Raw genomic sequence first — 13,528 nt, forward strand, 5'->3', positions numbered from 1 at the left:
TTCCGGAGGATCTTGCGGGCCAGGCGTATGTCGTCGGGCGCGCACACTCGTGTAGGTGCGCGTCCTTCCCTCAGCGTCGGGTGGGCGTACGGAGGATGACCAACTGGTCGCCGGAGGCACATGACCTGTGGCAAGCTCATCTCCCTGGGGGAGAGGAACGACTGATGACCCGTTACCAATGCGGATCGTGCCCGTATCAGAGCGACCATCTCGGCGAGGCTCAACAGCACTCGCACCAGACGGGCCACGTCTGCATCGGCAATGACGATACCGAGTCAGCCGGAGGTAAGTTCGGCAAAGCCAGGGTCATGGTTAAGGTCGGCGCCAGCGTTCTGGCGGCCACCACCATTGGGGTCCTCGCCTGGAAGTACAAGGGGCTTCAGGAAGAATACGAGGGGCTTCAGGAAGAGCACGAGGGGCTCCAGACGAAGCATGAGGGGCTCCTGTCCATGGCTGCCGGACTGGTCGTGCAGTTGGCGGAGTCGACGGCGGAGAACGAGAGCCTGAAGTCGGAGAACGACTATCTGAAGTCGGCCACCGGTGCCTCGAAGACGCTCAAGAGCTACGACTGCTGAGTGTGAGGGCGTAGTAGTGCCACTGGTGGACGGGTGCCCCGGCGCTCGATGCCTTAAAAGGTCGAACGGGTGCTGGCCCAGCCCGGCGCTAGATCCGTTCTCCGCAGGTCACCCATTCGGGGAGATCAACTGAGATGCCATCCGCTTTCCGAACGTGATCTATTGGTTCGGGTGCGGTGGGCATGAACTCTGGTCTGACGCGGGAGAGATGGGGCGATTCGTCCGCTCGCGTTGTTCGTGGAGGTGGCTGGTGCCGTCGGTGCTCGGTCTGCTGGAGGCCCGGGAAAGGAAGATCCGGGAAGAGGTTGTGAGGCTGCGGGCGGAGGCCGAGCGGGTCCAGGTCGCGCTTGGCGGGGTCGAACACGCACTTCAGCGGCTGGTGGAAGCCCGTGCGACGGTGGCCGAAGTGCTGTCCGAGCCGCCCTCGGCGGTCGCGGATCCGGCGCGAGGTGCGGTGGCGGGGGCCGTGGTGCCGCACCGGGCCGACGGCATGACGGCGTCGGCCCTGGCCACCGGACTATCAGCGGATCGTCACGGTGCTGCGGTCGGAAGCGGCCCGGGAGGGCATGCGGTGCCAGCAACTGGCGGCTGCCCTGGGACTGGAGGTGGTCCCGGCGAAGGTCGAGGGGTTGCGGTCGAAGGCGAAACGCCTGGTGGAACGAGGATGGGTGGTGCAGGTGCGGCCGGGAGTGTTCACCGCGCTCGAGGCGTCGGCCGGCTGAAGCCACTCGGACGGCGTCCGGCCAGGCGGCTGCTCATCAGCATGGTCATCGACCACAGCACCATGGCCTCGTGCATGACTGGCAGTGACCTGCCCCAGGACGGCAACGCCCCCGCCAGCACGTATTCCTCGACGCCGTACACAGGCCTGCCAGGAGCTGCCGTCCGGGATCAACATCGATGAGTTTCGAGTCATCGATATAGCCACAGGGTCAAGGCTCATCACCAAGGACGGGATGGTGTCCCATCGGGATCGAGACCGTGTGGCCAGAGCCTCTCAGTCACTCTGCTGATGTCCCACCAGGTCCCCGGCTCGGCGTTTCCGGCGTCGGCGGCCTGTCGCAGGAGTCGCTCAGCGCTCTCCTGATCTCCAGCCTCCTTCCGCATCGAGGCGAGGAAGGCCAGGATGTCAGTGTCTTCAGCTTCGGTGGCTTGTCGGGCGGGCTGTTCGGCGCTGTCCCAGTCTCCGGCCTCGGGTCTGCTGCAGCGTTGGGTGACAGGCTCGGTCACGCGGCCTGGAGGGCCGGTGTGGTCATGACGGTTTCGTATTCGACGGGGGGCAGCCGGCCGAGTGAGGCTTGTCTGCGGCGCCGGTGGTAGGTCCGCTCGATCCAGGTCACGATCTCGATCCGCAGTTCCTCGCGGGTGGCCCACTTCCGTCGGTCGAGGACGTTCTTCTGCAGCAGGCTGAAGAACGACTCCATAGCCGCGTTGTCCCCTGCCGCCCCGACCCTCCCTATCGATCCGGCCATCCGGTGCCGGCCGAGCGCCCGGACGAACTTCCGGGACCGGAACTGCCTGGACGTTCTGACTGCGGGACGCCTCGGCTCGCGCGGTGGTGTCCCGCCGTAGGGGGTGAGTGTCAGTCCTTCGCGGGTTCTCCATCCTGCGTTGTCATGCTCGGGGAGGTGCCGTTTTCGTCCTCGGCTGGCGCACTGCGGTGGTCTTCCGGGGCGGCACGGGTCACTTCGATGAAGGGGGGAGCGAGCCCGTGACGCCCGCCTGGCCGTCTATCTGGCTGGACTACATTTCGCTGGCGTTGTTGGTGATGGCGTGCCAGCGGCGTTCGAAGTTGTGGGCCTGCCTGGCTATGTCCTCGGCGGTGATGGGTCTGTTGTATTGGGCGGTGATTCCTCGATCTGCGCAGTCCTGCGCCACGCTCTCGGCAGAGGGAGTGTCCGTACCCGTCCGGCGGTCAGCCCAGACGTGGTAGATGCGGAAGGAGAGGAAGTAGCGGCGCAGCGTGGACGGGCTGACCGGGTTGCCGCTGCGGCTGGTCATGCCGTTGCTGGCGAGACTTGTGGAGAGCTGTTTGTCTGTGGGCTCCTGGCCGTGCATGTCCTGGTAGTTCTTCCATGCGAGGTAGTACCGGTCGACCACGGTGAGGGTGTTGTCCTCGCTCACAGATGGTCGCTGCTCGTCGATGGATGCGTTCACCTTCGGGCCGAGAACCTCCTGGACCGCCTGCGCTCCTGTGCTGGCAGGAGGCACCGTGGGGGTGAGATCCGAAGCGTTGTTCGTTTCGCCAGGGTCGGTCACTGTCTGGCTGTTGGGCGGTCCGCCGTCGCCGAAGTCACGCTGCTGAAAGGTGTGGACGAAGGCGTGAAGATCTTGTGCAACGAGGGGTTCGCCGGCCGCGGTGGTGATGCCGTCGCGCTCGAAGACGTAGCGGGCCAGGGCGGCCGCGTCCGCGTATCTGCCGTACTCATGCGCGAAGTCGATCCAGGCCCGGTAGAAGAACTCCTCCCAGTCCACGTCATCACGGGCACGCCCGTCCTCAGCCGCAGTGCTCGTCGTGGTCGGCTCGTAGCGCTGCTGCAGGCTGGCAAGAATGGGGGACAGTTGGTCATCGGACAGTGGGGTGCCTGCTGCTGTTGTGATAGCGAACCGGTCGCGTAGGAACAGGGCGAACTGGCCTGGCGTGGGTGCCACGAGGAACTGGGCAATCCACGAGTGGTAGGCGTCCGCGAACAGACCACGGTCACTAGCATCCTGAAACGCCGGAGCCGGTATCTGCGCCAGGGGCAGCTGCGCCTGCATCTGAGTCCGTGTCTGCGCTTCGGCTGGCTCCGGGGCCTGCTGGAGGTATCCGGCCTGCGGCTGCCGCTCGCCGCCTCCGTTCGACTCCAGCTCCAGATGCTCGGGAGCCGCCGGGGCGGCGGCCGGGACGGACGCCTGGACCGGTGCGGGCGCGGGCGCCGGAGGCAGCAGCGCGGGCTCGATGCCGGCCGCGGCGAGACCCGCCGGGGCCGTCTCCGCGAGGGGCACGCCGTAGCGGGCCAGGCGCAGCGGCATCAGCGACTCGACGGGGGCCTTGCGGCGCCAGGCGCGGCCGAAGCGGGAGTGCAGGCGGGCCTGGTAGACCAGACGGTCCTGCTCCAGCTTGATGACCTGCTCGTAGGAGCGCAGCTCCCACAGTTTCATCCGGCGCCACAGCAGGAACGTCGGGATGGGGGAGAGCAGCCAGCGGGTGAGGCGGACGCCCTCCATGTGCTTGTCGGCCGTGATGTCGGCTATGCGGCCGATCGCGTGGCGGGCCGCCTCGACCGAGACCACGAACAGGACCGGGATGACGGCGTGCATGCCGACACCCAGCGGGTCCGGCCAGGCCGCCGCGCCGTTGAACGCGATCGTCGCCACCGTCAGCAGCCAGGCCGTCTGGCGCAGCATCGGGAACGGGATGCGGATCCAGGTCAGCAGCAGGTCGAGGGCGAGCAGGACGCCGATACCCGCGTCGATGCCGATCGGGAAGACGTACGAGAAGTTCCCGAACCCCTTCTGGAGCGCCAGCTCACGGACCGCCGCGTACGAACCGGCGAAGCCGATTCCGGCGATGACGAGCGCACCGGCGACGACCACGCCGATGAGAATCTTGTGCGCTCGACCCAGTTGAGCGGTTGTTCTGTGTTCTGGCATCACGCGCTGGCCCTTCTGCACGGCTGTTGTTTGTGCGTGTTGGGCAGTGCCATGGGCAGGGTGAGCGTCGGGGCCATCAAGGCCTTGGCTTTGCCGTGGTAGCCGATTCACTGAGAGGCGATCATGAGGTAGGGGCCTTGCGGCTGGTGGTGAGGAGCTCCTGGATGAGCTGTTCGGTTTCCAGTTCGAGGTCACAGTCGAGGGCCTGAGCGACCTGTTGGATGCGAGTGATCACGGTGCGCAGACCGGGCCGGTTCCCCGCGGTCCATTCGATGATCAGCCAGTCGCGGTACAGCAGTTCCGCTGTCTCATCGACGTCAAGGCCGGTCACGATGGCTTTGCGTGCGGCGCCAAGATCGTGGTGAAGGCCTTTTTGAGTGCGGTAGGTGGCGACAGCGTGGGCGACGTCGATGATCCGGGTGGTCATCTCCTGCTGATGCGGCTCGGCCCACGCCGGCGCCCTGGTTCCAAAGGGACGACCGCGCACGAGGGTGAGAGCTTCCTCCAGGTCCGCAAGCCCTACCAGGCCCTGGGGCAGTGCCCGTTCAGCCAGTTGAATGAAGCGGGTCCAGTCGCAGCGCACACCGTCGGCGAGCGCGTAGTGGTCATTTGCGTTGCGGCGGCGCGGCACGTACGGGTGACCGTCCCGGTCGTTGCCCAACGCTCGACGCAGGCCCTGGAGGCGGGCGTTGAGCGTGGCAGTCGACCAGGGGCTGATCGGATCCATGTCGGTGCACAGGACATCGGCCGTGCGGTTGGGACGAAAATAAAGGAGTGCGGCGAGTTGAGCGATGCGTGGTCCGTGACCGGTACGGCCGAGACCGTCGACGTCAACTGGCCCCAGCACACGGATCTGGGGCCCGCCGCTGGCCTGCGAGAGGGGCACGTCGCCGGCGCTCTCGTCAGAGAAGGTCTGGGCCCGTGTTCGCTTTGCGGCGCTGGTGTCTGTCTCGTCGACGCTCTCCTCGTCGGCTGTCTGCGAGGGTTTGACACCGCTGGTGGTGGCAGGCGATGCGTGCGGCAGCCACAGCGCAGCGGGATCAGTTGAGGCCTTCAACAGGGCAGGGAACACAGCATCGTCGGTGTCCGAGCCGGCAACTCCTGCGCGATTTGAGGCCGGTGGGGCAATCGTGCCGTTGACACCAGACGGTTCCTCTTGCGAGCTCGGCTTGGCCGACCCTGTGGCACTGGGTTCGCCAGGAACGTGCTGCCAAGCCCCCTCGGCTGCGTGGGCCGGCTGCCCGGAGACAGCGAGCGCCGTGATGATCTGCTGGTAGGCGGCGTGTTCCAGGCGCTGCACAGTGATGTCGAGGCCGAGCGGGTCGAAGCGCTGCGGTGTCTGCGCGGAGACGGCGAGGATGTCCGCCTCGGGGAAATGACCGGCAGTGGTGCCGTTCGGGGCGATCAGCGTGACCGGAATCTGCGGAGCCTTGCCGAGAAGGTCGGCGAACTGCCAGGCCGTGTCGTCGTCCAGCGCCGTCGAGCACAGCACCACGTACGGGTGGTCGGCAGTCTCGGGCATCTGGTAGACCTCCAGCAGTCGCTCGTTCAGATCGCGCAGCGCGTGCGCCGCCTGGCGCATGTACGCGATCCGAGAGTTCGGCAGCAGGTGTGGGAGGTCCTCACCGAATCCCACGGCCACGATCTCGACCTCCCGAGCCCACGGGCTCATGCCCAACTCCAGGGCCAGCGCCGTGCACACCTCGCTGATATGCACAGGATTACCGTCCAGCAACACGACGGGCAGCCGGGCCAGATCAGCCAGGACCAGATCACCGGACTCCGCGCTGCCCACCGTGACCAAGGCCGGACACGGCGCCGCAATCGTGCGGGCCTTCTCCTCGTCCAAGAGCTCGGCGCCGGCCTCGAGCCGCCACCAGCCGGCTGCACCCGCCACGAACGGCACCTGCGGTGCGGACGCGAGGTCATCGGGCAGCACATGAACGGTGCGGGCATCCAGACGCGCAGCCCGCAGGACAGGCACACTCCGACCGTCCCGCTCAGCGGCGTGGACCATCGTGCGCAGCACCACGTCCAACCGAGCGGCGTCGGATGGTTCGGCGGCCGCCGCAAGCTGCGCCTCGGCGGGCGCGGTCTCCGCTGTGATGGCGATCGTCTCGCCCGGCTTACGGCGCCTGCGCTGCAGCGTCCTGCGCAGCGCGAGGGCCGCAGTCACGGCGGCCGCCAACAGCGCGCCGGCACCCAAAACGATGCGCAGATTCAGCAGGCCGCCGGCCGGGGCGGGCTCGGCGCCCTCGGGAGAAGGGAGGGCCGGCTGCGAAGTGGGGGCGGCGGGCTCCGTCGACTCGTGCGGGGATGCGCCGACCGACGGTGTGCTCGAGGCTGACGACTCGGGCGCGGGGCTCCGGCTCGGCGTCGCGGCCGGCCTGTCGTCGTGCTCGCCAGTGCCCTCGGAAGGCTTCTGATCGGGCGGAGTGGGTGACGCAGAAGGCGGCTTGCTGTCAGCGCCGTCGCTGCCCTGACGATCTGCGGACGGGCTGCCCGGGCCGGGGCGGGCGCCAGGCACGATCACGTGCTGGCCCGTGTAGATCAGATCGGGGTCGGTGATGGCCGGCAGTCCGTTCGGCTGCCGGCGGCCCTTGCTGGCCTCGAACAGTGCGGGCCACGCTCCGCCGTCACCGACCTCCACCTGGGCAATCTTCGACAGGGAGTCACCGGAATGGACTGTGACGACGTGCTGCTCGCCTTCCTCGGCGGCCACCGACGCGAGCCCTTCGGTCTGCGTCTGCAGTCCCTGGAGCCTCGAACGTTCAGGCATGGCCAGCTTCCAGCCCGGCTGCAGGAAGCTGTTGGACCGAAAGACGTGCCCGTCGGCCATGGCGTGCCCCTCGTTGAGGTCGGCGATCTCCCGCCACCGTTCCCCGTCGCCCAACTCCCGCTCAGCGATGCTCCACAGGCTTTCCGCAGGCCGCATCTCGCGCACCGTGTACGACCCACTCGCCTCTGCGGCAGAGCCATGCGAGTCCTGGCCCGCACCCGAGGTCTGCGCGCTCTCGGATGCCTGGCCGGGGATACGAGCCGCGGTGGTGGCCGGGGACGCCTGAGTATCAAAGGCGAGGGCAGAACTGGCGGGCAGCAGGACCAGGATGCTGCCGACCAAAAGAGCAGCGGCGCGCTGCGAGGCCCCCAGCCCACGCGGGGCATGCCAACGGCGGCCGCGCAGTTGCGCGACCAACTCCCGCAGCGCGCAGAACGTGAACTGCGCCCACCCGATCCAGCCGACCGCGACCAGTACAAGAAGGAACACGGCCCCGGTGTCCTGCCGGTCCAGCAGGTGCGCCAAGCCGTCGTGGCTGGACGCCCAGATGACCGGGGTGGCCCAGGCCAGCAGCAGCGGCAGCCCACCGACCGTGGCCGCCAGGACGAGCAGACTCACACCGGCCTTGAACAGCCGGCCCATGGAAGCAGTGCGCATCAGTTTCCTTCGGGTGCTGTGACGCCGTGCAGGAGGGTCGCGATGGCGTGGCCGGTCACCGGCAGCGAGCCGATCCCGACAGCCGACAGGAAGGCCGTGTCGCTGGAGCCGTGAACGGTGACCGTGACCCGCTTGCCGTCCCCGGACACGCTGACAGTGCCGGTGGCTTTGGCGGAGCGCAGGTAGGCCTGCGCGGCAGCAGTCGCGTCCTGCGGGTCGACGGTGATCGCCTGGCCGGTGATGGCCTGGGCGGGATCGATGGCCTGCCCACCAGCCCGGGCTGCTTCGCCCGCGACGTAGTCGGCGCGTTCGGTGGCAGCCATCTTCGCGCCACCGTCGACGGCCACACCGATGATGCCGATCAGCGCAAGGACGCACACGGCAACGAACACCGTGACACCCCCACGGTCACCAGTCCGCGCTCGTCCTTTTGCCCACGGGGAGATCATCACACCTCCCGCTGCCGGTACAGATCAACCACGGACGTCGCGGTGGACGTGAGCGTCCGCGCCCCTGGTGTTCCGGGCAGCAGCAGGTCGGACAGCGTGACGGTGCAGGTCACCGTCACAGTCACCGTCCCGACTTGCCCCACGGGCACGCTCAGGCCGCCGGTGTCGACGCGGACGGTGCTGGAGGCACAGGTGATGCCCTGGGCGGTCAACGATTCGGCGGCCGCGGCGTGCGCAGCGTTTTGGGCGGCGGACGCGGTGCGGTGGATGGACGCCTCCCGTGCCGCGTCCTCGGCTGCAGCATCGATCTTCGCCTCCGAGGTGACGATCCGCCCACCGGCGATCGCCAGACACAAAAACATGATCAGCGACGGGAGGATGATCGCCGCCTCGATCGCGACACTGCCGTCATCGCTGCGGCGCCTGCCAGGCCACCAAGCTTCGCGCATCCTGTTCACCCCCCTGGCACCGTCCAGCGCTCGACCGCCCCGGACGCCGACTGCCGCACCTGCAATCCCGCAACTCCCGGGATCATCGACATCGCTGTCCCCGACACCTGCACCCGCACCCGCTGCCCGTCGCTGCCGGCAGCGACGCTGTAACCGAGCAGGCTGTCACCCGCCGTCCGCTCCAAAACGTCCCGGGCCCGGGCGGCTCCGTCACCCGGGCCAGCCTGATAGGCGCGGGCGGCACTGGCCCCCTCACGGGCAGCAGTCAGAGCGATCTGCCGCGCGTAGTACCACATGGACGCCTGGATGACGGCGATGGTGGCAAGCAGCACGAACGGGAAAACGATCGCCATCTGAATGGACGTGTCACCACGGTCCTCGCTCCAGCGCCGCCCCCGCCACCAGCCCTTCACTCGTTCCGGCGCCGGCATCACAAGCCCGAGAGCTTGCCGTTGTACTTGGCGATCACGACAGCGATGCTTCCAGCGATCAGCACGGCCCCGGTGACAGCAGCCACCCAGATGATGACGGTGGTGGTACTGATGTCCCCACGCTCCGGGCGGCGCCTGGCCTCGGCCAGCCCGTCCTGCAGACGGGTCCTCAGCCAATACGCGGCCCGGTAGGTACGGGCTGCGGTGTTCCTCATGGTCTTTGCCTCTCTCAAGTGGTGAGCAAGACGGGCGTGGTGTCAGACGGTGAGCATGCGGATCACCGCAGGGAAGGCCATCAGCAGCATCACCAGCACGGCGAGCAGGGCACCGGGGGCGGTCATCTTCTCGCTGGCGGCGTTCGCCTCCGCGGCCTGATCGGCCAGCAGTTCGGCGTTGAGCGCAGCGGTGCGAGCCCGCAATGCTTTGTAGACGGCGGCCCCGTCGGTGGCCGAGCCGCGCATAATGTCGGCGACGTCACCCAGGACAGGCAGGTCGTACTCGGCAGCCAACTCCGAAAGCGCCTGATACGGCGGGATCTTCTCCAACCGAGCCCGGCGCAGCGCACCTTGCAGGAACAGGAAGGGCCAGCCGCGACCGACCTCAGCAGCCTTCTCCAGCGCCTCCGCAGGGCCAGCATCGGCAGCCCGCTTGAGCGCGACCAAGTCCAGGTAAGCGGACAGCGCGTGCGCGAACTCCTCCCGCGCCCGCTTCGCCTGGTCCCGAACCGCGAGGTCTGGGGTGATGAACAACAACCCGGCGCCGACGAGTCCAACGCCGGCAGGCACATAGAACGGCAGGCCCACCCCAGCGATGATCCACGGAATCGTTGCGATCACCGGACACAGCAGGCCGAGCGCGGCAAGCGCCACCTTCTTGAGCATGAACTGGCCCGGGCCCTGCCCGATCAAGGCCAGGCTGACGGCGGGGACCCGCACACCCGGCACGCGCCCGACGCGGGCCAGCAGCCACCGGCCCCACACCTCGTCACGATCCAGCTCCGGCTCGGGCATCGTCAACGTCGCAGGCGCGCTGCGCGCGAGAGCGGGCGCCAAAGCAGGCTGAGGAAGCAGCAGCTCGCGCACCAGCAGCGCCAGGCCCGCACCGACCGTGCCACCGCAGGCCACGACAGGAAGCAGGTTCACGGTGTGACTCCTTCGGACAGCCGGCCAGGCTCGGGCAGCAGATCCGCCTCCGCGGCGGGGGCGGGCAGGTGGACGGTGCTGGCCGGGTCGATGACCAGAAAGCGCGGGATGCGACGAAAGGTGCCCAACTGCCGCATCAGGGCGAGGACACCGACGAACCCGGCCGTCAAAAACGCGAGCACCAACTGTCCCAGCAGAGTGGAGTAGGGCCTGGTGTAGGACGGCACGAAGAACCCGGCCACCACCACACCTGCGGTGATGATCGCCATCCATCGCACCGTGGTCCGCGGTTTCGCCCGGTCCGCCTCGATAGCGCGCTTCTTGGCGACCTCCTCACGAACCGTACCCGCCAAGTCCTCCAAAGCCTGTGCCAGGCCCGGGCCTCGGTCATTGACGGACAAAATGAGCGCGGCAACTACCTTGTCGGCGGTGACGTCGTTGAGTTCCTCAGCAAAAGCCCGCAGCGCTTCCTGAGGCCGCCAGCCCAACCGCAACCGGTCGGACAGATTGGTGATCTGCCCAGCGAGCTCCTCCGGCGCCCCCTGACGACTGGTGATCATCGCCTGCTCCAAGCCCATACCCAGGCGCAGCAGACCAGCCAGCCGCTGAGTCCACTCCGATAAACCCTCCAACTGACCGATGCGCTCCTGCGCCAACTGCGCCGGGCTGATCAACCAGGGCACACCCACCGTAACCGCACCGAGCAGCGCACCACCCACGAAGTTCCCCGAAACCAGCCACACCACAACGAACACCACGACCGCCGCAACGGTGAGGGCCCGCCGACGCAGCCGGGCATCCTCGCTCTGCTGAAGTCCGTTGCGCCGAGCCTGCCACCGCCCAAGCAGCGAAGCCCGGCGTGGACCGGTCGTTCCCACCACCCCCGCCACAACACCGATCAGCCCGGCGACCAGCGTCATACCGCTGAGCAGCGCCCACAGCAGCATCATCGGCCAGCCACCACCTTCAACGGCAACGGAGCCGCCCACGCCCCATAGAGCTGCTGCAACAGGGCCGAGTCAAACCCGACACGGCGCAGGTCATCGACACAGCCCGGATCCATCCGCGGCACCGCCCGCAACTCCCCGAACTCGCTACCGGGGGAGAAGATCTCGTTGGTGGCGGGACGGCCATTCTCACCGATCCCGGTCAACTCCAGAACGTGGGAAACATAGCGATGACGGCGGCCACCGATCTGCGTCTCGTCCGTCATATCGACGTACACGACGAAGTCCAGGCCGTTCGCGGTCTGCCGATAGGCAAGCTGCTCGGACAAATTGCCCTGAGCGAGCGCGTACAACTCGGCGATCCGATCGAAGACGATATCGGGGCGCCGGGCGTGGATGGTGCACAGGTTGCCGCCAGATCCGTTCGTCAACGCCTGCATCATCGCCACGACTTCGGGTCCGCGAACCTCACCGACCACGATCCGCTCCAACGACATCCGCAGCGCCGGATGCATCAGGTCCAACAGAGTGACCTCGCCGGCACTGCGGCCAGTGACGTCCTTCTCACCATTGGACTCACGCCCGACCAGCGAGACGACCTGACGGTGGTAGCCGTTGGAGTGAGCAAACAGTTCGTCCTCAGTCTGGATGGTCGCAAACCGGCACTCCGGGTCGAACTCGCGCAGCATCGCCCGCAGCAGCGTCGTCTTCCCCGCCTTCTGCTTCCCCGCGATCATGATGTTCTTCTCCGCCCGCACGCACGCCCCGAGGAACTCACGCAGCACCGGATCGATCGTGCCCAGACGAACCAGATGATCCAGGTCGGCATGAGAGACCCGGTGCCGGCGGATCACCGCATACGTCATCGGCCCCAGCCCCGTAATCGCCTGAAGACGAGACCCATCCTGCAAAGACAGCGCCAGCGTCGGGTTCGCGGTCGAGATCGTGCGCTCGTTATGCCCAGAACCCCTCGCCAACTCCCGTAGCAAATCCAGGAGTTCTTCCTCGGAATCAGCGATCGGCCCGACCATGCGGCGCTCACCGTCGCCGTAGTCCAACCACACCTCGCTCGGACCCTGGATGATGATGTCCTCAACCCGCTCATCGTCCAAGTACGGCTGCAGCCGACCCGCCCGAAAAAGCAGATCGTAGACGCCACGGCGGAGCACCTCGTCCTGCAGCGGCGTCATCGCCTGAGCATCCGACCACAAGGCAACCGCCTCGTTGATCCAATCCAGACAACGCTGCTCCTCGCCGGCCCGATCCATGTCCGGCGTGCTCTTCAGTAACTCCTCGCGCTGCTTGGCCACTTGGGCAGCAATGTGCCGCGCAACCCGGTAGTCCACCGTGACCTGCGGCGTTGAGCTACCCAGTGCGCGCGTACTCGCGGCCGCACCAGCCGATGCCGCCTTGGCCGGGCGAGGACCAGACGGCGGGGCCACCGTCGGGTCAGCGTGCAAAGGCCTACCGCGCACCAGGCACCCCCGAAGCGAACGCAGCGCGCGGATCAAGGCGCGCACGCCGGACAGCGGCCCGCTGCACCAGCAGGGCGCCAGTCGTTCGTGCCGCCCTCATCAACTTCGACCTCGTGAAATGCCGCGGCTGCTCATCACCGTCCGACAGCACACGAGCATCCTTCGGCGCATAGGGCAGCGTGGCCACCACCGGAGCCTGCAACACCCGCTGAACTTCGCCCGCCGGGTAGGGACCCTCGTCGATGACCAGCAGCCCGACGTCCCCGACCTGCTCCTCCAGTTGACGCACCCGGCCCTGCGCGGCCTGCAAGCAACGCAAGGTGTTGCGCACCACCACCAAAACCGTGTCGGCCTGCTCGGCCAGGACACCGGAAGGACCGAACGCGCCCCGGCGACCCAGATCCAGCAGAACGTCGTGACCGTGCTCCGACTCGATGCCGCGGAACATCTTCGCCAGGGACTTCCACACCGGGCTCAGACTTGCCGCCTGCGCAGGATCAGTAATACCCGGCAGCAACAACCGATCGGGCGACGAACCCTGGGAACCATCCTCACCGTTCAAATCGATCAGCTGGCGCCAAAACGCCTCACCGAACTCGCCCCTACGCGCCGCCACCGACAAATTGGGCAGCCCGTAACGGTCACCGAGCGTCCCCTGCAACAATCCGTGCAGCACAGCCCCGCCGTCCGGATCACACTCAGCCAAAATCATCCGCCGACCCGGCTCCAACGGCCAGGCCAGCAGTAACGCGAGCGCACTCGTCGTCACACCCGGCGCGCCGCTGCACCCAGCCAGTGCTATCACCGCCATCAGGGGCCATCCGGAGCAGCCAGGACCAGACGCAGCGTGCCCGCCGACACCCACGCCGCCACAGTCGGCCCGTCATCGGCCGACGTAGCAACGTCAACGACCACAACACCCGTACCCGGCGCTGCGTCGGAAGCCTTCACGACCCGCCCAGGAAGCGTCCGCGGCGCGCTGTCCGAT

Annotated in this window: 11 protein-coding genes and 2 pseudogenes; 2 read left to right on the forward strand and 11 right to left on the reverse strand. The window is 67.6% G+C overall.

From position 1 onward, the window contains the following. Positions 1-164: 164 nt before the first annotated feature. Both OG780_RS42635 and OG780_RS42640 read left to right on the forward strand, forming a co-directional pair. Positions 165-575 (forward strand): hypothetical protein, encoded by a 411-nt coding sequence (locus OG780_RS42635; RefSeq protein WP_328457557.1) that lies wholly within the window; start codon positions 165-167, stop codon positions 573-575. Positions 576-1,111: 536 nt separating this feature from the next. Then, positions 1,112-1,297 carry a hypothetical protein gene (locus OG780_RS42640; protein WP_328457558.1) on the forward strand — a complete coding sequence of 62 codons (186 nt, stop codon included), beginning with the start codon at positions 1,112-1,114 and terminating at the stop codon, positions 1,295-1,297. A gap of 504 nt (positions 1,298-1,801) precedes the next feature. On the opposite strand, the pseudogene OG780_RS42645 reads toward OG780_RS42640, so the two are convergent. The 11 genes and pseudogenes from OG780_RS42645 to OG780_RS42695 all read right to left on the reverse strand — a co-directional run. Continuing rightward, positions 1,802-2,128: pseudogene (locus tag OG780_RS42645) on the reverse strand (integrase core domain-containing protein); the annotation flags it as partial. Between the two features lie 1,231 nt (positions 2,129-3,359). Then, positions 3,360-4,211: pseudogene (locus OG780_RS42650) on the reverse strand (DUF2637 domain-containing protein); the annotation flags it as partial. A 121-nt stretch (positions 4,212-4,332) separates the two neighbouring features. Next, positions 4,333-7,647 carry a hypothetical protein gene (locus tag OG780_RS42655; RefSeq protein WP_328457560.1) on the reverse strand — a complete coding sequence of 1,105 codons (3,315 nt, stop codon included), beginning with the start codon at positions 7,645-7,647 and terminating at the stop codon, positions 4,333-4,335. Further along, complete coding sequence (locus OG780_RS42660) at positions 7,647-8,096, reverse strand: pilus assembly protein TadG-related protein (RefSeq protein ID WP_328457562.1); 450 nt, start codon at positions 8,094-8,096, stop codon at positions 7,647-7,649. Before OG780_RS42660 ends, OG780_RS42655 begins: the two co-directional genes overlap by 1 nt. Continuing rightward, positions 8,096-8,545: a TadE family protein gene (locus tag OG780_RS42665; protein WP_328457564.1), complete on the reverse strand. Its 450-nt coding sequence runs from the start codon at positions 8,543-8,545 to the stop codon at positions 8,096-8,098. The genes OG780_RS42660 and OG780_RS42665 overlap by 1 nt, the downstream gene beginning before the upstream one ends. A gap of 5 nt (positions 8,546-8,550) precedes the next feature. Beyond that, the gene (locus OG780_RS42670) at positions 8,551-8,976 is read right to left on the reverse strand and encodes a TadE family protein (RefSeq protein WP_443062285.1); all 426 of its coding nucleotides are present in this window, start codon (positions 8,974-8,976) and stop codon (positions 8,551-8,553) included. After that, the gene (locus OG780_RS42675; protein WP_328457568.1) at positions 8,976-9,191 is read right to left on the reverse strand and encodes a hypothetical protein; all 216 of its coding nucleotides are present in this window, start codon (positions 9,189-9,191) and stop codon (positions 8,976-8,978) included. The genes OG780_RS42670 and OG780_RS42675 overlap by 1 nt, the downstream gene beginning before the upstream one ends. 42 nt (positions 9,192-9,233) lie before the next feature. Further along, complete coding sequence (locus tag OG780_RS42680) at positions 9,234-10,118, reverse strand: type II secretion system F family protein (protein ID WP_328457570.1); 885 nt, start codon at positions 10,116-10,118, stop codon at positions 9,234-9,236. Further along, positions 10,115-11,068, reverse strand: a complete 954-nt coding sequence (locus OG780_RS42685) for a type II secretion system F family protein (protein WP_328457572.1) — start codon at positions 11,066-11,068, stop codon at positions 10,115-10,117. Before OG780_RS42685 ends, OG780_RS42680 begins: the two co-directional genes overlap by 4 nt. Next, positions 11,065-12,540: a CpaF family protein gene (locus OG780_RS42690; RefSeq protein ID WP_328458756.1), complete on the reverse strand. Its 1,476-nt coding sequence runs from the start codon at positions 12,538-12,540 to the stop codon at positions 11,065-11,067. Before OG780_RS42690 ends, OG780_RS42685 begins: the two co-directional genes overlap by 4 nt. Beyond that, positions 12,530-13,351, reverse strand: coding sequence for a hypothetical protein (locus tag OG780_RS42695; RefSeq protein WP_328457574.1), 822 nt, complete (start codon positions 13,349-13,351; stop codon positions 12,530-12,532). Before OG780_RS42695 ends, OG780_RS42690 begins: the two co-directional genes overlap by 11 nt. Positions 13,352-13,528: the final 177 nt, after the last annotated feature.

This window comes from Streptomyces sp. NBC_00386 (genome assembly GCF_036063235.1).
Taxonomy (GTDB): domain Bacteria; phylum Actinomycetota; class Actinomycetes; order Streptomycetales; family Streptomycetaceae; genus Streptomyces.

Bases quoted from the DNA above. Each gene is read 5' to 3' on its own strand.
- OG780_RS42685 (WP_328457572.1), bottom strand. From the start codon at position 11,068: ATGATGCTGCTGTGGGCGCTGCTCAGCGGTATGACGCTGGTCGCCGGG.
- OG780_RS42660 (WP_328457562.1), bottom strand. From the start codon at position 8,096: ATGATCTCCCCGTGGGCAAAAGGACGAGCGCGGACTGGTGACCGTGGG.
- OG780_RS42670 (WP_443062285.1), bottom strand. From the start codon at position 8,976: ATGCCGGCGCCGGAACGAGTGAAGGGCTGGTGGCGGGGGCGGCGCTGG.
- OG780_RS42665 (WP_328457564.1), bottom strand. From the start codon at position 8,545: ATGCGCGAAGCTTGGTGGCCTGGCAGGCGCCGCAGCGATGACGGCAGT.
- OG780_RS42695 (WP_328457574.1), bottom strand. From the start codon at position 13,351: ATGGCGGTGATAGCACTGGCTGGGTGCAGCGGCGCGCCGGGTGTGACG.
- OG780_RS42635 (WP_328457557.1), top strand. From the start codon at position 165: ATGACCCGTTACCAATGCGGATCGTGCCCGTATCAGAGCGACCATCTC.
- OG780_RS42675 (WP_328457568.1), bottom strand. From the start codon at position 9,191: ATGAGGAACACCGCAGCCCGTACCTACCGGGCCGCGTATTGGCTGAGG.
- OG780_RS42655 (WP_328457560.1), bottom strand. From the start codon at position 7,647: ATGCGCACTGCTTCCATGGGCCGGCTGTTCAAGGCCGGTGTGAGTCTG.